Origin of the sequence: Deinococcus sedimenti (genome assembly GCF_014648135.1) — a bacterium.
Lineage (GTDB): Bacteria > Deinococcota > Deinococci > Deinococcales > Deinococcaceae > Deinococcus > Deinococcus sedimenti.
This window is the reverse complement of sequence record NZ_BMQN01000001.1, coordinates 12,509-32,918: the sequence shown is the minus strand read 5'-3', so window position 1 is coordinate 32,918 and position 20,410 is coordinate 12,509. Positions and strand designations below refer to the sequence as shown.

18 protein-coding genes and 1 tRNA gene are annotated in these 20,410 nt (G+C 65.7%); 11 read left to right on the top strand and 8 right to left on the bottom strand.

Features of this window, described 5'->3' with window-relative positions:
• Positions 1 to 232 precede the first annotated feature (232 nt).
• A complete protein-coding gene (locus IEY69_RS00170; RefSeq protein ID WP_189071174.1) occupies positions 233 to 1,111 on the top strand; it encodes a tyrosine-type recombinase/integrase in 879 nt (292 codons plus the stop codon).
• A gap of 14 nt (positions 1,112 to 1,125) precedes the next feature.
• Here IEY69_RS00170 and IEY69_RS00165 read toward each other — a convergent pair whose 3' ends face one another.
• Positions 1,126 to 1,362: a hypothetical protein gene (locus tag IEY69_RS00165; RefSeq protein ID WP_189071173.1), complete on the bottom strand. Its 237-nt coding sequence runs from the start codon at positions 1,360 to 1,362 to the stop codon at positions 1,126 to 1,128.
• A gap of 78 nt (positions 1,363 to 1,440) precedes the next feature.
• On the bottom strand, positions 1,441 to 2,382 hold the full coding sequence (locus tag IEY69_RS00160) for a hypothetical protein (protein WP_189071172.1): 942 nt from the start codon (positions 2,380 to 2,382) through the stop codon (positions 1,441 to 1,443).
• Positions 2,383 to 2,904: 522 nt separating this feature from the next.
• Here IEY69_RS00160 and IEY69_RS00155 point away from each other — a divergent pair.
• Positions 2,905 to 4,563 carry an N-6 DNA methylase gene (locus IEY69_RS00155; RefSeq protein ID WP_189071171.1) on the top strand — a complete coding sequence of 553 codons (1,659 nt, stop codon included), beginning with the start codon at positions 2,905 to 2,907 and terminating at the stop codon, positions 4,561 to 4,563.
• Complete coding sequence (locus IEY69_RS00150; RefSeq protein ID WP_189071170.1) at positions 4,502 to 6,238, top strand: type ISP restriction/modification enzyme; 1,737 nt, start codon at positions 4,502 to 4,504, stop codon at positions 6,236 to 6,238. Before IEY69_RS00155 ends, IEY69_RS00150 begins: the two co-directional genes overlap by 62 nt.
• A 167-nt stretch (positions 6,239 to 6,405) precedes the next feature.
• On the opposite strand, the gene IEY69_RS00145 is transcribed toward IEY69_RS00150, so the two are convergent.
• Positions 6,406 to 6,495 (bottom strand) — tRNA-Ser (locus tag IEY69_RS00145).
• 100 nt (positions 6,496 to 6,595) lie between these two features.
• On the opposite strand from IEY69_RS00145, the gene plsY reads away from it, so the two are divergent.
• The 5 genes from plsY (at position 6,596) to IEY69_RS00120 (ending at position 11,717) form a co-directional block, all read left to right on the top strand.
• Complete coding sequence (gene plsY, locus IEY69_RS00140) at positions 6,596 to 7,186, top strand: glycerol-3-phosphate 1-O-acyltransferase PlsY (RefSeq protein WP_189071169.1); 591 nt, start codon at positions 6,596 to 6,598, stop codon at positions 7,184 to 7,186.
• 135 nt (positions 7,187 to 7,321) lie between these two features.
• Positions 7,322 to 7,621 carry a hypothetical protein gene (locus IEY69_RS00135; protein WP_189071168.1) on the top strand — a complete coding sequence of 100 codons (300 nt, stop codon included), beginning with the start codon at positions 7,322 to 7,324 and terminating at the stop codon, positions 7,619 to 7,621.
• Between the two features lie 45 nt (positions 7,622 to 7,666).
• Positions 7,667 to 8,194: a hypothetical protein gene (locus IEY69_RS00130; RefSeq protein WP_189071167.1), complete on the top strand. Its 528-nt coding sequence runs from the start codon at positions 7,667 to 7,669 to the stop codon at positions 8,192 to 8,194.
• A gap of 214 nt (positions 8,195 to 8,408) precedes the next feature.
• On the top strand, positions 8,409 to 9,428 hold the full coding sequence (locus tag IEY69_RS00125; protein WP_189071166.1) for an aspartate-semialdehyde dehydrogenase: 1,020 nt from the start codon (positions 8,409 to 8,411) through the stop codon (positions 9,426 to 9,428).
• A gap of 492 nt (positions 9,429 to 9,920) precedes the next feature.
• Positions 9,921 to 11,717: a proline--tRNA ligase gene (locus tag IEY69_RS00120; RefSeq protein ID WP_189071165.1), complete on the top strand. Its 1,797-nt coding sequence runs from the start codon at positions 9,921 to 9,923 to the stop codon at positions 11,715 to 11,717.
• Here IEY69_RS00120 and IEY69_RS00115 read toward each other — a convergent pair.
• The 4 genes from IEY69_RS00115 to IEY69_RS00100 form a co-directional block, all read right to left on the bottom strand.
• A complete protein-coding gene (locus tag IEY69_RS00115; RefSeq protein ID WP_229783508.1) occupies positions 11,677 to 12,336 on the bottom strand; it encodes an HAD family hydrolase in 660 nt (219 codons plus the stop codon). The genes IEY69_RS00120 and IEY69_RS00115 overlap by 41 nt on opposite strands.
• Before the next feature lie 9 nt (positions 12,337 to 12,345).
• Complete coding sequence (locus IEY69_RS00110; protein WP_189071164.1) at positions 12,346 to 13,320, bottom strand: NAD(P)/FAD-dependent oxidoreductase; 975 nt, start codon at positions 13,318 to 13,320, stop codon at positions 12,346 to 12,348.
• A 38-nt stretch (positions 13,321 to 13,358) separates the two neighbouring features.
• Positions 13,359 to 14,045 carry an SDR family oxidoreductase gene (locus tag IEY69_RS00105; protein WP_189071163.1) on the bottom strand — a complete coding sequence of 229 codons (687 nt, stop codon included), beginning with the start codon at positions 14,043 to 14,045 and terminating at the stop codon, positions 13,359 to 13,361.
• Positions 14,046 to 14,671: 626 nt separating this feature from the next.
• The gene (locus IEY69_RS00100) at positions 14,672 to 16,480 is read right to left on the bottom strand and encodes an N-acetylmuramoyl-L-alanine amidase family protein (protein ID WP_189071162.1); all 1,809 of its coding nucleotides are present in this window, start codon (positions 16,478 to 16,480) and stop codon (positions 14,672 to 14,674) included.
• Between the two features lie 84 nt (positions 16,481 to 16,564).
• On the opposite strand from IEY69_RS00100, the gene IEY69_RS00095 reads away from it, so the two are divergent.
• The 3 genes from IEY69_RS00095 (at position 16,565) to IEY69_RS00085 (ending at position 18,791) form a co-directional block, all read left to right on the top strand.
• Positions 16,565 to 17,662, top strand: coding sequence for a GTP pyrophosphokinase (locus tag IEY69_RS00095; protein WP_189071161.1), 1,098 nt, complete (start codon positions 16,565 to 16,567; stop codon positions 17,660 to 17,662).
• A 101-nt stretch (positions 17,663 to 17,763) separates the two neighbouring features.
• On the top strand, positions 17,764 to 18,537 hold the full coding sequence (locus tag IEY69_RS00090; RefSeq protein WP_189071160.1) for a glycine-rich domain-containing protein: 774 nt from the start codon (positions 17,764 to 17,766) through the stop codon (positions 18,535 to 18,537).
• Between the two features lie 71 nt (positions 18,538 to 18,608).
• Entirely contained in the window at positions 18,609 to 18,791 is a 183-nt protein-coding gene (locus IEY69_RS00085; RefSeq protein ID WP_189071159.1) for a hypothetical protein, read from the top strand.
• On the opposite strand, the gene tilS is transcribed toward IEY69_RS00085, so the two are convergent.
• Positions 18,788 to 20,386, bottom strand: coding sequence for a tRNA lysidine(34) synthetase TilS (gene tilS / locus IEY69_RS00080; protein ID WP_229783506.1), 1,599 nt, complete (start codon positions 20,384 to 20,386; stop codon positions 18,788 to 18,790). The two genes, IEY69_RS00085 and tilS, sit on opposite strands and share 4 nt — an antisense overlap.
• Positions 20,387 to 20,410: the final 24 nt, after the last annotated feature.

Below are 20,410 nucleotides of genomic sequence, written 5' to 3'. Positions count from 1 at the left end.
TTCGAACCCTCGATAAGCTTGCACCTATACACGCTTTCCAGCTAGGACGTTGATTTTGCCTCCAGAACCCTTATCGGATGACAACCCTGTTGATACCTTGAAGCGAGAAACCTCGATCTGTACAGCTTTTTCTCCAGCTTCAAAGTAGGGGAAACCAGTAGACGCCGACTCATCAAATCCACATCTTAGGTGTAGTCGTATATAGGGTTTTCGGTGCAGGAGCAGCATGCAAATGCAACTGGACACCATCCGCCAAGAGTACGAATTCGACTGCCTCAACCGTGGTCACTCCAGCAACACCATGCGGGCCTACCGCACCGCACTACGGCAGTTTCTGGAGTTCACTCACAAGCACGACGTTGAGTTTGCCGCCGACCTCACGACGCCCGTGGTCAGGGCTTTTGCTGCAGAGTGCATGCAAACCCTCTCCCCCGCTGGAGCACATGCCCGATTGCGCGTCCTGCGCTCATTCCTCAACTGGGCGACCGAAGAAGGTTACTTCGCCAAAAGCCCAATGGCGCGGGTGCCGCTGCCGAGGCTGAAGCAGAAAATGCTCGATGCCGTATCCGCCCAAGACATGAAAAAACTCATTCTCGCGGCACAAAACAGCCCGTCCCCGATCAAGCTGCAGGCACTCCTAGCCGTCCTGTATGACACTGGCCTGCGAGTCTCCGAGCTGTGGAACCTGGAATTACGAGACATACTGCCAACACAATGCTTGATGATTCGAGAAGGCAAAGGCGGGAAAGACCGAATCGTGCCCATTTCACGGCCAACACTTAAATTAATCCATCGATACATAAGGGATGAACGACCAGAAAGTTCTTTGTCTAATCTATTTCTAGTTGATGAGTATAGTTCTTATTCCAACGTAAGCATATATAAGCTTCTAGAGCGCCTTTGCAAACGCGCGAAGGTCAAAAGGTACAGCCCTCACGCATTCAGGCGCGGTTTCGCCGTTAATTACATAAGAAATGGCGGAGATCAATTTACTTTAATGCGAGTATTGGGACATACTACAATTACTATGACAAACAGGTATGCAATGCTAAACATTAGCGATGTTCAGGATGTTCATAGGCGGGTTAGTCCATTCGCTTCACTTAAATAGGGCATTTTACATGGTCAATTATCACTGTATGTTTCTCCAACTAATTCCATTTTACCAGTTTCATAATTATATGAAAAATTAAGATGTATTGTCCTAGTTCTGCCTTGACCTAGATCTATTTCATGGCTGTACGAGTAGCTTATTGGGGGCTGTGAAGATTTAATAACAGCCCCATTTCTTACCTCTCCAACAAGCTGTACGGCTAATTCAGCGATTCTAAGCGCCTTTAATATTTTTTCCGATTGATTCATATTATCTATCCTCTAAAAATTATCTTTAATTTTGCAAACCTGTCTATTATTTTGCCATTTCACTAAGATTATAGCAATTTAATAAGGATATTCATTCTCAGCTAAACCCGATTCATTCCACTTATGAGGCTCTCCAATAATAAACCTGCCTATCTCACTAAAATGCAACTCAAATTCTGCATAGAATTCTTCAGAGCATTTCTCCCAGAAATCCTGAATATCACATGATATATCTTTCAGTTTATCAATCTTTTCGATAAAATACAGATTAAATTGATGAGGATTGCCATGCTTGCTGTCATGCCAGTACTCATCCATAAATGATTCTATATGCCCAAATTTAGGACGAGCAACTGATCTCAACTTAGCATCCATTGCAGCATCAAAACCTAAGGAAATTATTTCATTTGCACCATGCCTAATATCATAAATTGGCTGCAAACGAGATCCGTTTTCTGGCAGTGATTCAAATAAACTCTGACAAGCCCAATTACCAGAGAATGTCATAGCTCTTCGCCCCATAGAATCCAAAAAGGTAGGAAATGATTCTATTTTACCTTTAACATTTTTTTCAACAAAACCGACTATAAATAAGTCGTCCCCGTTTAAGTTTTTTTGAATCTCAATCATGCAAACTTTAGTAAGAGTGTCTATTGCTCTCTGGATCGTCCTTTTATCGAATCCAGTTATTTTGACCAGTTCTTTTACCCCGATAGTAGTTGGTAACTTACCATTTTTTACAATATCAGCCCAATACTTAGACTGAAGATGATTATTGTTGCCGTGATACGGTGAATCCTTATAATATCCCCAGGAAACGAGAGTTGACCAAACAGGCATGAGTGCAGGATTATCTTTGATCAACCTTCCAAATGCGGGAATTCGGATTAAGGTTTGGGGGATTTTAATAAAGAAATCTTTATTCTCTGACATATAATTACCTCGCTGTAGTAGTGAAATATTTTTCCGCAACCAATGCACGGTGCCTATGCATTCGATGCGCCGCACAGTGGCACTCACTGCAAATTTTGCACCTGATTCAAATACGGTAAATGACGTTTAGCACAGTGAATTCTATCTTTTCGTCAAACCTATGTAGAGTATTTATGTAGAGTATTTAATGTAGAGTAAAAAGATTAGGACATCTCACGATGTCCTCATGTTAAAAGCAAGAGGATTGATGGTTAACTGAACTACTTGAATTAGGCTTAATCTAAGTCTCTTTCAAATAGTCGGATCGCCTTTATTTTTTGGCCTTTCGCGCATCTCTTTCATGCCCAAATTCTATCTTTTCCAGCGATTCCTATAGGTGTTCAGCCCTCTTGACTAAAGGCTCTCATCTGGGCGAGGGAAAGTGAGGGAAGATCCGAAAACGATTAAGGCATTTGGGTCGCCCCACCTGCCCGATGCGTTAGAGACGGGTTTTACAGCCTGCCGAGTGCTTAGATTTCTCATACTTCATGGCCTACGGGAATTAATTCCTCGGGATAGCTGCTCCTCAAATCGTCCTGAGGCCACAGCCCACGCGCCGTATCCTGAACCGTGCCCTCAACCTTCCTCCGCACGTACCTGTCTGAGCTCGCACAGATCCGCAGCCAGGGCGTTGCCGAAACCTCGTTCTACCCACCACTCGACAAGCTCTTGAATGCCGTTGGGCAAACCCTGCCCACGCCCGTCATTCACATCACCCACCCCAAAGGCAAAGGCGCAGGCCTCCCTGACGGGGGATTTTTTACGCCTGAACAGCTCAAAGGCGAGCCGAACACGCAGGCGCTCACGCCGTCCCGTGGCGTCTGCGAAGTCAAAGGCACTGGAGCGAATCTCGCCACCCTCCTGAAGTCCGCTCAGGTCATGAAATACCTGGAGAGGTACGGGCAAGTCCTGGCGACCAACCTGTACAGCTTTGCGGTAGTCGAACTGGCCCAGGAAGGCGGCAAGCAGGTCGTGCGCCTGATTGAGCAGTACGACCTCGCGGACAGTGAAGAGGCGTTCTGGCAGCAGGCAGCGAATCCGCAGGCGGTCAGCGACCTGCAGGCAGAGCGCTTCATCGAGTTCCTGAGGCGTGCGCTGATGCGTCGCGCCTCGCTGTCCAGGCCCGTAGACCTGGCATTATTCCTGGCCTCCTACGCAAAGGAAGCGCGGTTAAGGCTGGAAGTGAGCGGAACGGCTGAGCTGTCAGGACTGCGAAACGCTCTTGAGGAACTGCTGGGCGTGAGCTTCCGCACCGATCAAGGCGAGCACTTCTTCAGGGCAACCCTCGTCCAGACGCTCTTTTATGGCCTCTTCAGCGCCTGGGTTATCCACCATGAGGCTGGAAATACTGCCCCGTTCAACTGGAGAGGTGCGGCCTTCGACCTGCACCTGCGCGTGCTTCAGCGGCTGTTCAGTGAGGTTGCCAAACCTGCAGCCATGCGGAGCATGAACCTTGTCGGGGTGATGGATCAGGCGCAAGAGGTGCTGGATCGCGTGAACCGTGAGGCGTTCTTCGCGCGGTTCAGTGGCGCTCATGCCGTCCAGTACTTCTACGAGCCTTTCCTGGCGGCGTATGACCCAGAATTGCGAGAGCAGTTCGGCGTCTGGTACACCCCTGATGAGGTCGTGACCTACATGGTCGAGCAGGTAGACCGCGCCCTGAGAGATGATCTGGGCCTACCTCTGGGACTGGCTTCAGAGGAAGTCGTGATTCTTGACCCCTGCACGGGCACGGGCACCTACATTCTCAAAGTGCTGGAGCGCATCCAGCGCACCCTTGAGGAAGAGGGGCAACTGGACGCGTTCAGTGGGCAGGATCTGAAAAACATCGCCCTGAAGCGCATTTTCGGCTTTGAGCTGATGCCCGCGCCGTTCGTGGTGGCACACATGCGCCTCAACATGCAGCTGAAGAAATTCGGCTTTGAGCTGAGCGAGGACGAACGCCTAGGCGTATACCTCACGAATGCCCTGACGGGGTACGAGGATAAGGGCAGCCCTGACCTCGCACACTTCGGGGAATTCCTCAGTGAATGGCAGGAGTCCAGCCACGTCAAACAGAAAGAGCCCGTGCTGGTCGTGATCGGCAACCCGCCCTATTCCAGCTATGCAGGAATCGGGGTTAGAGAAGAAAGGGAGCTGGGCGACGCCTACCGCGATAGTCGCCAACGTGCCCAAGCCTGTGGGTCATGGTCTGAACGACCTGTACGTGCGGTTCTTCCGCATGGCTGAGCGGCAGATCACCCACCCCAGGGACGGGAAAGACCGTCGGGGCGTGGTGTGTTACATCAGCAACTACTCGTGGCTGGATGGGTTGTCTCACACGGGCATGCGCGAGCGCTACCTGAACGCCTTCGACAAGGTCAGAGTGGATAACCTGAACGGCGACCGCTTCCGCACGGGCAAAGTCACACCCGAGGGCAAACCTGACCCGAGCATTTTCAGCACGCCCTTCAACCGTGAGGGAATTCAGGTGGGGACAGCTATCGCCCTTATGGTCAGGAAAGAGGGGCACAAGCCTGCAGAGGCGGTGCATTACCGCGAGTTGTGGGGCGCGGGCAAATTGGAACAGCTCGCGCAGGAGGCCATGCAGGGTGCCCAGCCTGAGTACACCGAGGTCAAGCCAGAGCTGAGGCTGGGCGCACCCTTCCGCCCGACTGAGGTGAGTACTGCGTATCTGCAATGGCCGAAGATAGAGGAATTGTTCCCCGTATCGTTCTCAGGCGTCACCACGAGCCGAGACGCTGCGCTTGTGGATATTGATGAGGACAGACTGCGACAGCGCATGAGTCTGTATTTCGATAAAGAGGTATCCGACGGAGACGTGAAGGCAGAGATACCAGTGCTGCTTGAGCCCACACGACGATTCCAGGCGGAGCGAATACGCACCTACCTCAAGGAACGTGGACTCAGGAACGACCTATTCGTGCCATACGCCTATAGACCTTTCGATGTCCGCTGGCTGTACTGGGAACCTGAAACAAAGTTACTCGATGAGAAGAGAGAGAACCTGTTTGACTCGGTAGCACCTGAGAACCTGTTCATCGTTACTCAACAAAAGCCCCGCCGTGACTGGAGCCCGCCTCAAGTTGTACGGCCACTCGGTTCCTACGACCTGATGGACAGAGGGGCTAGCCTCTTTCCCCGATATATAAAACATGTGGTAGCGGTGACTCCAGACGGACCACAAACGGAGCTACGACCAAACCTGAGCGCACTCGCTTACGCCTACCTTCAGGATCACTCCACCGTGACTCACTTAAGTTGTCATGCCCTGGCCGTGATGCACAGCCTTGCGTATCGCACGGAGAATGACGGCGCACTGCGGCAGGATTGGCCCCGTATTCCCCTCCCGCCTGTGCTGGAGCATCTGCAGGCCAGTGCCGAGTTGGGCAGGCAGGTCGCGGCGCTGTTGGATCAGACCACCACATTCAAAGCCTCGACGGAGGTGAAAGCCATCGGTGAGATCAGGACGGTGGACGGCAAAACGCCCACGGCAGAGGATCTCAAAGTGAGCATGCGCTGGGGGTACCTGGCAAATGGGGCCGTCATGCCAGGGCGCGGGCGGACAGAGCCTGTCGAGGCGGCGTTTGACTCCAGGCTGGGCACGGAAGCGCTGCGGGTGTACCTCAGTCCGAACCTGTACTTGGACAACGTGCCGCTCAGCGTGTGGGAGTACAAACTGGGCGGGTATCAGGTCGTGAAGAAGTGGCTCAGTTACAGAGAGGTTGACGTGCTGGGGCGGGCGCTGGAAGTCACGGAGATCAGGGAACTCAGAGCGACCCTGCAGCGGATCGCCTCTCTACTCCTGCTGTCTGACGAACTGGACGCCAATTACAGGCGCGTCAGTGCTCCTGCAGTTGCTCCAGCCGAATCTGCGGGTGCCGCTGCCGAGGCGGAAATGTAGGAATCCTATACACGGCATGCCCCCAACAAATGCCCAAAAAGGCTGTTGGGGGCGATATAATTCTCTAGTCACCGAAAACCCTAAGCGTATATAGGGGTATGCAGGTAGGCGAAGGAAATGAAAAAACGCCGCACCGAATTTCTTCGACTGCGACGCTCTTTCCGTCCTGGCGGAACGGGAGGGATTCGAACCCTCGATAAGCTTGCACCTATACACGCTTTCCAGGCGTGCTCCTTCAACCACTCGGACACCGTTCCAGCGCACAGCAGAGTAGCGGCTCTGGCGGGGAAGTGCAAGCCACACCTGAAACCACCCCGAAGTAAACCCGGTGTAAGACGACTGGCCTATCATGCAAGGGTGACCCTTTCTGCCGTGCTGACGGTTCTGTGTTCCTACCTGTTCGGGGCGATCCCGGCCGCCGCGTGGGTGGCCCGCATGCGTGGCGTGGACATCCGTACCGTCGGCAGCGGCAACAGCGGCGCCACCAACGTCCAGCGCGCGCTGGGCAACGGCCCCGGCGTGGCCGTCGCCCTCTTCGACATCCTGAAAGGCGTCCTGGCCGTCCTGGCCGCGTACCAGCTGGGGCTGGGCCTGCCCATCATGGCGGCGTGCGGCGTGGCGGCCGTCATCGGGCACAACTTCAGCCCGTTCCTGCGCTTCCGGGGCGGGAAGGGCGTCGCCACCACCTTCGGCGCGGTCGCCGCGCTGCTGCCCGTCGCGGGCCTCGCCTTCTTCGTGATCTTCATGACGACCGTGTGGCTCACGCGCTTCGTGTCCGCCGGGAGCATCCTGGCGTCGGTCGCGGCCGCCTTCACGGCGTTCTTGGTGGGACCCGAGTGGCTGGGTCTAGTCGTGACCGCCCTGGCCGCGCTGCTGATCTGGCAGCACCGGGACAACGTGGGTCGCCTGACCGCCGGGACCGAACGCCGCTTCGGCCAGAAAGCCTGATCCGCACCCGACCGGGGCAGGGGCGGCGTGACGCTGCTCCTGCCTCTGCATTTGCGTGCTCTGTACGCTATGCTGGTCCGGTCCCACAACCCATCCCACCCTTCAGCCCGCGCGGGCGGGCACCCCGAGGAACGCATGACGGCCAGGATTCGCGTGTACGGCAAGGAAGCCACCTTCACCCAGGGCCACTGGGCCTGCGACGACGAGAGCCTCCAGGCGATGCTCCAGGCGCTGGCCGACCCGCGCGCCGTCACCGAGGATCAGGAACGCACGCACGCCCTGTACGCCGCCGGACGCCTGGGCGGCCTGATCGCCACCGAGTACGGCTGGGAAGCCGCGCCGCACCCCGAAGCGGAAATCAAGATGGAGGACTTCGCCCCGGCCCGGCAGCCCGAACGCGCCGGGTGGCTGAGCTTCCTGCGCCGCCGCAAGTAACGCACCTGCGGCAACTCCTGCCCGTCCGGCCACGTACCGTGAGGCATGACCCGCTCCCTGCTTCTGGCTGCCCTGCTGACCACCCTGCCTGCCGCCCAGGCCCAGACCGTTCCCACCCGGGTCAGCGCCGCGCCGACCACGCTGGCGCAGGTGGCCGTGACCGGCACAGCGATCTGGAAGACCGGACGCGACGGGTTCATCGTGCGGAGCCTGACCGAACCGGACTTCTTCTTCTCGTTCACCACGAGCGCCGCGCCGAAACAACCCATCCGCGACCTGCAGATCAGGGTGCCCAGGCACGCCCTCAGCGGAACGCAACTGAACCTGATGCAGGAGTTCCTGAGCCGCGCCGGACGCACCTGCCTCAACCTGAGCGGCCCGCAGGTCCGCGACCTGACGGACTGGCTCGCCACCCAGAGCCTCGACCCCCGGACGTTCGGGACGCTGACCGTCCAGCGGGAAGGGGCGCTCAACATGAACACGTTCACCTACCTGACGACCATCACCCTGACCGTCCCCACCGCCGGGCCCTGCATCCACCAGGGTGTGGACGGGTGGCCCGTGAACCTCTGACCCGCACTTCCCCAGATGCGCCCTGCACCCCAGCGCGAGTCGGGGCCAGCTCCACGGTCCCTTCACGCTAGGCAGGCAGCCTTGACCCCCACCCGGGCAGCCCCTACGCTGGGGCGCATGACCGTCATGACCACCATTACCCCGTGAGGGCGGTGTCGATTGACAGCCGCCCCGCGAGACACGCCGGGCGGTTTTTTCATTCAAGGAGACGAGCATGCGCGTAGCGATTGTCGGAGCGACCGGAGCGGTGGGCCACGAACTTCTCAAGGTGCTGGAAAACAGCACGCTGCAGTTCGACGAACTGCTCCTCTATGCCAGCCCGCGCAGCGCGGGCACGCAGCTGACCTTCAAGGGCCAGCCCCTGACCGTGCAGGTCACGCCTGAAGGCGCCATCGACGCGGACGTGATCCTCGCGTCGGCCGGCGGCAGCATCAGCAAGGCCCTGGCGCCCAGGTGGGTCGAAGGAGGCGCGGTCGTGATCGACAACAGCAGCGCCTTCCGCTACGACGCCGACGTTCCCCTGGTCGTGCCCGAGGTGAACGGCGACGCCGCGCTGGCGCACAAGGGCATCATCGCGAACCCGAACTGCACGACCGCCATCGCCGTGGTCGCCGTGGCCCCCATTCACCGCGAGTACGGCGTGAAACGCATGATCGTCAGCACCTACCAGGCGACCAGCGGCGCGGGCGCCAAGGGCATGGAGGAACTGCTGGAGCAGACCCGCGCCGAACTGAACGGCGTTTCTGCGCAGGCGAGCGTGTTCGCGCACCCCATCCCGTTCAACGTCATCCCGCACATCGACTCCTTCCAGGACAACGGGTACACCAAGGAGGAAATGAAGGTCGCGTGGGAGACCCGCAAGATCATCGGGGACGACAGCCTCAAGATCAGCTGCACCGCCGTCCGCATCCCCACCCTCCGCACCCACAGCGAGGCCATCACGCTGGAACTGGAACGCCCCGCCACGCCCGAAGCGGTGCGCGACCTGCTGGCCGGGGCCGCCGGGGTCGAGGTGCGCGACAACCCCGAAGGTAAGCTGTACCCGATGCCCCTGACTGCCAGCGGCAAGTACGACGTCGAGGTGGGCCGCATCCGCGAGTCCCTGGTGTTCGACGGCGGCATCGACCTGTTCGTCGCGGGCGACCAGCTCCTGAAAGGCGCGGCGCTGAACGCCGTGCAGATCGCCGAGTACCTCCAGCAGAAAGGCGCGCTGAAAGCCAAACAGCGGGCGTGAACGGGAAGTAGGGAGTGGGCAGTGGTGAGTGGTGCGCGGCCCTCCCCCACCACTCGCTCAGCCCAGTCGAGCGGGGCAGCCGGAGCGGACGCTTCTGACTGCCCTGTTCCTTTCCACTCACCACTGCCTGCGCTTCACATTCGCTTGACCGCCCCTGGCGTCGCGTCTAGTCTGGGCGGCATGAGCGAGCAGATCTTCCCCACCATCCGGATCGGTGCGGGCCTGCCCGTGCTCCCGCCACCCTCCGGGGTGTGACATGAACTGTGGTTGAGGGCTCTGCTCAACCCGAGCGGAGCGAGAAACAGAAAGGACGTGCAGCCGGAGACGCAGGAGCATTCCGGCGCGGTTCCCGGAATGCACCGGAGTCGGAGGCGGTACGTCCGACGCTGCCATGTCTGGAGTTTGCCGCCCGGCTCTGAGCTGGGTGTGTCGTCACATCGCGACTGTCTGAGAGACCGGCCTGCGGGTGGTCTTCCCTGAGGGGTGTTTGCCATGAAATTGAGTGAGAGTCTGTTCCGCACGTGGCGTGAGACGCCGGAGGGCGCGGAGACGCGCGGGGTGCAGTTTCTGCTGCGGGCGGGGTACGTGCGGCGGGTGGGGAGTGGCCTGTACGCGCACCTGCCGCTGATGACACGCGTCATGCAGAGGCTGGAGGCCCTGATCCGTGAGGAGCTGGAGGGCGTGTCGCAGGAGGTGAGCTTCCCGGTGCTCCAGCCGCGCGCGCTGTGGGAGGCGTCAGGCCGCTGGGAGGCGTACACGCAGGCGGAGGGGATCATGTTCACGGTGACGGACCGCGCGGGGCGGGCGCACGCGCTGGGGCCGACGCATGAGGAGGTCGCGCTGGACGTGGTTGGCGGGCTGGTGCGTAGTTACCGGGACCTGCCGGTCAGCGTGTATCAGTTCGGGCGGAAGTTCCGGGACGAGCTGCGCCCGCGCTTCGGGCTGCTGCGCACGCGGGAGTTCGTGATGAAGGACGCGTACTCCTTCCACGCGGACGCGGCGAGCCTGGAGGAGCATTTCGAGGCGATGAGCGGCGTGTACGGGCGGGTGCTGTCGCGGCTGGGCGTGGCGTGGCGGGCGGTGCAGGCGGACAGCGGGAACATCGGCGGGGCGGAGAGCCGCGAGTTCATGGTCCTGAGTGACGTGGGCGAGGACGAGGTGCTGTTCACCCCGGACGGGCAGTACGCGGCGAACGCGGAGCGGGCCGTGTCGCGGGCGTCGGTGGCGGCCCCGAGTCCGTTCGCGGGCTTCGCGCGGCGGCACACGCCGGGCACGGCGACGGTCGCGGGGGCGTGCGCGTCGCTGGGCTGCGACGCGGCGCACATGCTGAAGAACGTCCTGTACGACGCCGTGTTCCTGCGGGCGGGGCGGCGGGTGCTGCGGCCGGTGCTCGTCAGCCTGCGCGGGGATCACAGCGTGAACCCGGTGAAACTGTGGAACGCCGTGCAGGTCCGCGTGGACGGGGAACTGGTGGGGTTGGAGGTCGCGCAGCCGGACGCCTGGGCGGCGGGCGCGCTGCCGCTGGGGTACCTCGCGCCGGACCTGCCGGACAGCGCGATTGCCGCGCGGGAGGACGTGGTGGGATCGTTCCTGCGGCTGTGCGACCCGGCAGGCGCGGCGCTGCGGGACTTCACGACCGGCGCGAACGACACCGACTGGCACGTCACGGGCGCGAACTGGGGCGCGCAGTACGCCCTGCCGGAAGAGGTGGACGTGCGGCAGGCCCGCGCGGGCGAGGCCGCCCTGCACGACGACACGCAGATCCTCGAGTCGGCGCGGGGGATCGAGGTGGGACACGTGTTCCAGCTGGGCACCCGGTACTCGGCGGCGATGAATGCGACGTTCACCGCGGCGGACGGCAGCGAACGCCCGTTCCAGATGGGCTGCTACGGCATCGGCGTGTCGCGGCTGGCGCAGGCCGTCGCGGAGGGGCTGTCCGACGAGCGGGGACTGGTCTGGCCGGACGCCCTCGCGCCGTTCCACGCGCACCTGATCGTGGTGGACGTCCGCCATGAGGCGCAGCAGGCGGCCGCGCGGACCCTGTACGCCGCGCTGCGCGCCGCCGGGCTGGCCCCGCTGCTGGACGACCGGGACGAACGCGCCGGGGCGAAATTCGCGGACGCCGACCTGCTGGGCGTCCCGTACCGCGTGACGCTGGGCCGCACGCTGGAGCGCGGCGAAGTCGAACTGAAGGACCGCCGCAGCGGCGAGACGCTCACCCTCCCACTAGCGGAGGTGGCGGGCTGGCTCAGCGCCCGCTTCCAGTCACAGACAGTCCGGGCAGGCTGAGGACGCCGCGCAGATCATCGAGCGTGGCGTCCGGCTCCTCGCCGCGCAGGGGGTGGGTGGTGGGCAGCCACGCGGCGCGCAGGCCCACCGCCTGCGGTCCGGCGATGTCGTTGCGGGGCGAGTCGCCCACGAACCACGCCTGATCCGCGTGGACGCCCAGGCGGTCCAGCGCCAGCCGATAGATCGCCGGGGCGGGTTTGCTGAGACCAACCGCCTTACTGATGACGAGGTCGTCGATCAGTCCCGTCAGGCCGCAGCGGTCCACGCAGGTGCGCTGGAGGTTCTCCCAGCCGTTCGTGACGACCCCCACCCGCACGCCCCGGGCGCGCAGTTCGCGCAGGACGGCGGGCGCGTGGGCCATCGGCACGGCGTGCTGCACGTGTCCCGCGTAGGTGTCCAGCAGGGTGCGTGGGTCGTGCGGCAGGGCGAACTCCTGCACGAGTTGCGGGATCACCTCCGCCTTCGGGCGGTAGCCGTGGTCCTCCAGTTCCAGGAAGCGCTCGGCGTACCCGGCCGGGAGGCCGAACTGCCGGACGTGCCCGGCCAGCCACGCGCGCAGCGTGACGGCGCGGTCGTGCAGGGTGCCGTCCAGATCGAACAGGATCGCCTTAATACTCACATGAGTATCTTACTCGTCACGGCTGGCGGGATCGCGGACCCCCTCGTCCTCCGGGCTCTTGTGGAACGCCGCGCCCATGGAGTGCACCGCCGCGTGGATCAGGCGCGTGTTGATCACCTGCGCCGCGTGCATGCCCGCCGCCGCCGCCTGCACCACGTACTGCGGCGCGCCCGTCATGTCCCCGATCGCGAACACGCCCGGCAGAGTGGTTTCCAGATTGCCGTCCACGGTCACGCGGCCCTTCTCGTCCAGCGCGCAGCCCAGCGCGGCCGGCAGGTGGCTGCCACCCTGCTGCTCGGGCGCGATGAACACCGCGTCCACGCTCAGGGGCGGGGCACCCACGAACGACACGCACACCGGGGCGTCCTCCAGCGGGCCGCCACTCACGCGGCGCACCGGCCACGTGCGGACCGCCACGCCCACCCGCTGCAGATCCAGCGACTGCTCGGGCGTCAGGCACGGGTCCCCGTCGCACAGCAGCGTCACGCGGGGCGACCACGCCCGCACCGTCAGGGCGAGGTGATGCGCCGACTGCCCGGAGCCGTACACGGCCAGGGCGCGGCCCTCGTGCTCCCAGCCGTCGCAGTACGGGCAGTGGAACACGCCCTGCCCCCAGCGTTCCCGCAACCCCGGCACCGGCGGCAGGATGTCCCGCACGCCCGTCGCGAACACCAGCACCCGCGTCCGCTGCCACGCGTCCCCGACGCGCACGTCGAAGCACTCGCCCACCCGCCGGACCTCGCGCGCACAGTCCACGCGGACCGTCACGTCGTACGGTTCCAGGTCCGCCAGGGCCGCCGCCTTCAGTTCTTCGGGGCTGATCCCGTCACGGGTCAGGAGGCCGTGCCCCGCCGATACGCTCGCGTTGCGGGGCGGCCCGCCGTCCAGCAGCAGCACCCGCCGCCGCGAGCGGCCCAGCGTCAACGCCGCACTCAGGCCCGCCGGGCCCGCCCCCACGACCAGCACGTCCCACAGGCCCGGCACGACCTCACCCGCACGCGGCGCGGGAACCTCCGCCCCACTCACTGCGGCCCAGGGCGGACGCTCAGGTCCGGCAGCAGCGCGTCCCGTGGCGCGTTCAACGCGAACGCGATCAGCGCCGCCACCGACTCCGGCCGCACGAACGACTCCGGGGTGTACGGCGCGCCCTCCTGCGCCCTCACCTTCTGCTGCATGGGCGTCGCCGTGCGACCCGGATACACGCTCGTGACCCGCACGCCATGCGCGGCCTCCTCCTCACGCAGCGCGTCCGCCAGGGCCTTCAGGGCGAACTTGCTCGCCGCGTAGCTGCCCCAGCCCGCGTTCGCGCGCAGGCCCGCGCCGCTGTTCACGAACACCACCGAGCCCCGCTCGGCGCGCACGCGCGGCAGCAGCAGACGCGTCAGTTCCGCCGGGGCCACCACGTTCACCGCCAGCGTGTGCGACCACACCGCATGCGGCTGCTCCGCCACCGCGCCCAGCTCCACCACCCCGGCGTTGTGCACCACGTTCGACACGCGCCCCAGCCCCGCCAGCGCCGCCTCGAACGACTCCGGGCGGGTCAGGTCCAGCACCAGCGGCGTCCCTCCCACCTCCGCGCACAGGGCCTCCAGCGCCCCCACGTTCCGGCCCGACAGGATCAGGTCATGCCCCGCCGCCAGCTCCCGCGCCAGCGCCGCCCCGATCCCACCCGCCGCACCCGTCACCACCGTCACCGGACGAACACTCATGCCCCCGAAAGTAACAGGAGCACCGGCACATGAACTGTGGGAAAGGCTGAACGCCCCCACCACCCGCGACCCACCCCGGCGGGGGGCGGGGCTGCGCCTGTGGCGTGCCTCCCCACCCCCCAGCCCCCTACCCCTGAGGGGCGGGGGCGTTTTCGCTGTGCTCGGCAGGTCTTTCTCGGAGGTGGTCGGTGGGTGACTGGCGGGTTCGGCCACTGATGTGCCTGCATGCCTCCGGGTTCGCTGCGGGCGCCCCGCGCGCTGCGCGCACGACGGGCTCCTCTGCCACGACGATGGGGTGGCACTACACCCTGGCGTGGCCCAGCAGGTTCTACTTTTTTGGCTTCTGCCAAAGCAGTCTTTTGAAAGTCGATCAGCGGCGCGAAGCATCCCACCGACCATCTGACCGCAGACCACCACCGGCCGTCGTGCGCGCAGCGCGCGGGCCTACGAGAGGGGCAGAGGATGGCGTCGAAGCCGGACACGCCACCGCCCGAAACAAACACGCCGCCCAAGTCGAATCTCTTGCCCAGTGCCAACGTAAGCCCCCCCTGCCCCTCTGGGGTAGGGGGCTGGGGGGTGGGGCAGCCCGCCGCAAGCGCAGACCAGCCAACACCACCCCCGAATCCCTACCGTCCCGCCAGCCCCGCGTAGTACGCGCTGATGCCGTCGGCGATGGCCTGCGCGACGCGCCGCTGTCCGTCTGGGCTGTTGAGGAGGCGGAGGTTGCCGGGGTCGGTGAGGTACCCGGTTTCCACGAGCAGGCTGGGTTGGGTGGTGGGGCGGGTGAGGGCGAGGTCGGCGTCGGGTTTGAGTCCGGCGCCGGGGCCGAGGTCGGGGAGTTGGGTGCGAAGGGCACCGAGGATGGCCTGCGCGGCGCCTCTGGCCTGCTGGTGGGTGTAGTAGATCTCGGGTCCGCGGGTGCCGCGGGGGTCGCGGCCGTCGGGGAGGGCGTTGGCGTGGATGCTGACGAGGAGGTCGCTGCCAACCTGTTCGGCGATCAGGCCGCGGTCGTAGAGGTCGAGGGTGGTGTCGGTGTCGCGGGTGAGGGTGACGGTGGCGCCCTGCGCTTCGAGCAGCTGGGCGGTCATGAGGGCGATGGGGAGGTTGAGGTTCTTCTCGGGCGTGCCGAGGCTGCCCGCGCCGCCGTTCTGCATGCCGCCGTGGCCGGGGTCGAGGGTGATGACGCGGCCCAGCAGGGGTTGGGTGGGGTCGGGGGTGGGGGGTTGTCGGGCGGTGAGGAGGAGGCCCTGGTCGTCGTGGTCGGCGTGGAAGCCCCGGATGGGGGCGTGGAGGGTGAGGTCGATGTGGGTGACGCCGGGGGTGGGGGTGCTGAGGTGGAGGCGGGCGAGGTGGGGGTCGCCCGCCTCGGCTACGGTGAGGGGCTGGCTGGGTGTGGCGTACAGGGTGAGCCGCAGGGTGCGTTCGCCGGTCTGGGTGAGGGTGAAGGGGGGCCGGGCGGTGCCGAGCGGGAGGTGCAGCTGGAACTGGTCGGGGGTGCTGCTGAGGGTGAGGGGGCCCCCGCCTGGGGCGGGGGGCGGCGTGAAGCCGGTGGGGGTGGTCTGCGCGGCGGTGATCAGGGCGCTGACGCCGGGAGCGAGGCGGACGCGCAGGTCGGGGCCGACGCGGCCGACGGCGCGGTACGTGGTGCCGTCGCGGGGGTACAGCAGCGGCGCGCCCTGGGTGGTGGTGAGGCGGGTGCTGCTGGCGTTCAGGCCGGGGCCGGGGATGGTGCCGGGTGGGGTGGTGACGGTGCGGGCGGTGCCAGGGGCGCTGGTGACCCGGCCGGGGGCGGGGGCGCTGGTGGTGCGACCGTCGCGGCCGGTGAGGGTGACGGTGAGGGCGGCGCTGCTCAGGCGGGCGGTGGGGGGCACGTCGAGGGTGCCGCTGTACGTTCCGGCGGGGCCTTCGCGCAGGGGTTGGGCGGGCAGGCCTGCGATGCGGGCGCTGGCGCGGCCGCCGGGGCTGCCCTGGAAGCGCACGGGGATCTGCCGGTCCTGGGGGGTGTCCCCGGCGGGGTCCCACAGTTCGGTGGGCTGCGCGGGCGTGATGCTGGCGCGGGTGATGGTGGTGGGCGCGGCGGGCAGCGTGCGGGGGACGGTGCGGGTGACGCGCAGGATGCGGGTGGTGCTGCGGGCGCTCTGGCCGGGGCGGGCGGGGGTGCGGGCGATCAGGCGCAGGTCGTTCACGCCAGGCTTGAGCGGAAACCAGCTGATGTACAGCCCGTCGGGGCCGGTGGGGACGGGCGTGCCGCTGACCGTGAGGGTCGCGCCGGGCGGGACCATGCCCTCCAGAATGACGTAGTCGAACGCGACCCGGTGCCCGTCGGGGGGGTACGCGACGAGGATGCCGGGAACCGCAGTGGGGGTGGCGGCGGGGGCCGCGCCGAGGGTCAGCAGGGCGGTGCCCAGGAGCAGGGCGGGCAGGGCGGGGCGCATGTCTGGGGATAGCACGCGGCGCCGGGGGCGCGGGTGTGGACCTGCGCGCCAGGCGGGCCACGCGCAGGATTAAGCTGGGGGCACATGAACGGTCAGCTACTCCAGGAGTACGAGGACGGGTGCAGGACCTTCGAGGGCTTACGGGACGCGGCGGTGGCGCACACGGCCCGCCTGATCGCCGGGGCGGGCCTGAACATCCATCACGTGACGGCCCGCGTGAAGAAACGCGCGAGTCTGGAGGACAAGCTGCGGCGCAAGCCGGGCCGGTACGCGTCCCTGGCGGACGTGACGGATCTGGTGGCGGTGCGCGTGATCACGTACTTCGAGTCGGATGTGGGGGTCGTGTCGCGCCTGCTGGAGGAGCATCACGAGATCGACTGGGAGAACTCGATCGACAAGAGCAAGATGCACGACCCGGACCGCTTCGGGTACATGGGCGTGCATTACGTGGTGCAGGTGGGGCCGGACTCGCCGGACCTGTCGGAGTTCGCGGGCCTGAAGTTCGAGGTGCAGATCCGGTCGATCCTCCAGCACGCGTGGGCGGAGATCGAGCATGACCTGGGGTACAAGAACCGTGAGGCGATTCCGCGGGAGGTGCAGCGCCGCTTCTACCGGCTGGCGGGTCTGCTGGAGATGGCGGACGAGGAGTTCATGACCCTGCACCGCCTGTCGCAGCAGTACGCGGCGACGCTGCCTGCGCGGGTGGTGGACGCGCCGGACGCGGTGTTCGTGGACGCGCCCAGCATGAAGCACCTGCTGGGGGTGGCGCCGGTGCGGGATCTGGATCAGCAGGTGGCGGCGGCGCTGAACGTACTGCTCCTGACGGACTGGCCGGACCCGGAGCGGCCGCAGCGACTGGCGAGCCTGCTGCATTACGTCGGGGTGCACTCGGTGGGGGCGTTGCAGAAGGAGTTGCGGCGGCATGAGGGCGAGGTGGTGCGCTTCGCGTCGCTGCTGCTGCCGCGCCTGCGCGAGGCGTGGACCCCGGCGGGCGGGGCGCGGCCGGGGACGAGCGTGGTGCATTACGCGCTGCTGCGCGCGTGCGGCAATCCGTCGCTGGACCCGCATGAGATCGTCAGCATGCTGGACCTGCGTGGCGTCCTGAGCGGGGATCAGCTGGTGGCGGCGGTGCGGGAGGCGTACGCGCAGGTCATGGCGGACGGGTCGGCGCGGGTGGGCTGACGGGCGCCTGACACAGTCCAGGCACGCTGATCGTGACGGGATTACCAGCGTGGAGGCCGTCCAGGCCGACCGGCAAGCCGTGTCCCGTCAGGGAGTGGGCCATGAGCCAGGAACGAATGAGCGGTCAGCTGAATGTCACCCCGAACCTCCCCACCCTGCCCCTGCTGCCCCCGTTGTGGGACGAGCTGCGCGCGTACGCGCTGCCGGACGGCCTGCTGGCCCGCGTGAGCCGCGAGCAGCGCTGGACGCCCGCCTACGCGCAGCGCGCCGCGCAGGAGTACCGCCGGTTCCTGCTGCTGTCCACGCTGGGCGCGCCGGTCACGCCGTCCGCGGTCGTGGACGAGGTCTGGCACCTGCACCTGCTGTTCACCCGCGACTACTGGGAGCGCCTGACGCCGCTGCTGCCCGCGCCGCTGCACCACGAGCCCGGCAGCGGCCAGCCGGGCGACGCGGCCCGCTTCCGCGCGCAGTACGAGGCGACGCTGGACGCCTACGCCCGCACCTTCGGGGAGCAGCCGCCGGCGGACATCTGGCCGGACCCGCGCCGCGCGCGTCCCCAGCGGGAACATGTGCAGGGCAGCGCGCGCCGCTCGGGCCTGTGGCTGGCGCTGGGCGTGGCGGTCGTCACGGGCCTGACCTTCGCCTGGAGTCACGTGGCGCTGCTGCTGGCCCTGGGCGCGGGTCTCATCGCGCTGCTGATCCTGACCCTCACCCCTCCAGCCCTCTGGTCCACTGGCCTGCGTCGCCGCCCTGATGGGGACTCGGGCATGACCTGGATCGGCGGCACCTCCGGCGGTGGCGACTGCGCGCCCGGCAGTGACAGCAGTTGCGGTGGCGGCGGGTCCAGCTGCGGTGGCGGCGGGTGCAGCAGCTGAGCACACCCGCAGGCGGCGGGGTCGGCCAGTCGGCGGATGCGGCGCCCGGAGTGGGGCGGGTAAGGTGACGCATGCGAGTCGAGATTCCCGGACTGCACACCGGCCCCACGGACAATGACCTGGCGCGGTTGTCCCGGCACGAGCTGATCGTCCGGCACGGGACCGCCGAGGACGAGGCGAACGCGGCGCGACTGGGCCTGACTGCTGCGCAGTTCCAGGCGCTTCAGGCGTCCCTCGCGGCGCTGAAACGCTAGGACCGCTGGGCACGCAACTGGCTGAACACGTCTTTCAGGAGGCGGGCGGCCTCGCGGGCGCGGATGCCGGGCGTGACCCGGGGTGCATGCCCCCAGTGCGCGGCGAGGAGGTCGGTGACGCCACCCAGCGCACCTGCTTTCGGGTTGGCGGCGCCGTAGACGATGTGTCCGATGCGCGCTTCGAGGGCCGCGCCGAGGCACATGGGGCAGGGTTCCAGGGTGACGACCAGCGTGCAGGCGGTCAGGTAGGGCGTGCCGAGGGTGCGGGCGGCCTCGCGCAGCGCCTGGAGTTCGGCGTGGCGGGTCATGTCGCCGTGCTCTCGGCTGGTGTTGCGCCCCCGTCCGATCACGGTGCTGTCCGGGCCGAGGATGACGGCGCCGACCGGGACTTCCTGGGCGCCTGCGGCCTGCCGGGCCTGCGCCAGCGCCTCGCCCATCGCGGCATGCAGGGGGTCGGGGGGCTGGGCGGCGTTTTCCCGGGCTCCGCTGGCCCAGACGGGCGGCTGGAGGCCGATCCACTGCACGCCCTCGTCACTGACAAGCAGGGGCACACGGTCGCGGTCGGCGCGGGGCACGTGCCGGTCGGTCAGCACGTCGCTGAGCTTGCGGGTGCCGCCGGGCAGGTGGATGCGGTCGCCGGGCTGCCGGGTTTGGCGCGTCCAGCCGTCCGGGAGGGGGAAGTCGGGGTCCGAGTACGTCTGCGAGGTCAGGTGCAACCTCCCCCCGGTGACGGTGACGGGGTGCGCGCCAGGCAGGTCGAGGTGCGTGGTGCCGCCCGTCGTCAGGGCCTCCGCTAGGGTGTCGAAGTGCGTGGCGTGCGCGTCCAGCCCTGCGTCCCGCAGGCGGGCGCGCAACCAGCGGCGCAGCACGGCGGGCGGCACGGCGCGCAGAGGCAGGTGCGATGTGATCCGCTCCGCTTGGTTGGTCAGTGCGTCATCGTCCTGTGCCTGATGCCGCGCCACGCGGGCCAGGGTGGCCTCCAGCGCAGGGTAGCGGGCGGTCAGGATGGGCATCACGTCGCGGCGCAGCCACGCGCGGGTGTACGCCGGGTCGTCGTTGGTGGGGTCCTCGCGCCAGTCCTGCCCCTGGGCGCGCAGGAACGTTTCCAGGTCGGCGCGGGGCACGTCCAGCCAGGGCCGCCGCACCCGCTCGCGCGCGGCGGGAATGCCGTGCAGGACCGCCTCGCCCCGCAGCAGGGCCGTCAGGACCGTCTCCGCCTGATCGCGGCGGGTGTGAGCGGTCAGGATGACCGGCGCGCCATGCGCCTTCGCGGTGCGGGCCAGGAAGTCGTAGCGCAGGCGGCGGGCGGCGTCCTCAGTGTTCCAGCCGCGCCGGGCGGCGACCGCGCCCACGTCCACTCGCGCGCCCACGAACGGCACGTCCAGCCGCGCGGCGAGCGTCTCCACCCATGCGGCGTCCCGCGCGGAATCGGGCCGCAGGGCGTGATCCAGGTGCGCCGCCACGGGCCGCGCGCCCGCCTGCCGCAGGGCCAGCAGCAGCGCCACGCTGTCCGCCCCGCCGGACACGCCCACGACCACCACGGCGCCCGCGTACTCGCGCAGGGGCCGCAGCAGGAACTCGGTGGGATCGGGCACGGGCGCATTGTACGGGCGGCCCGT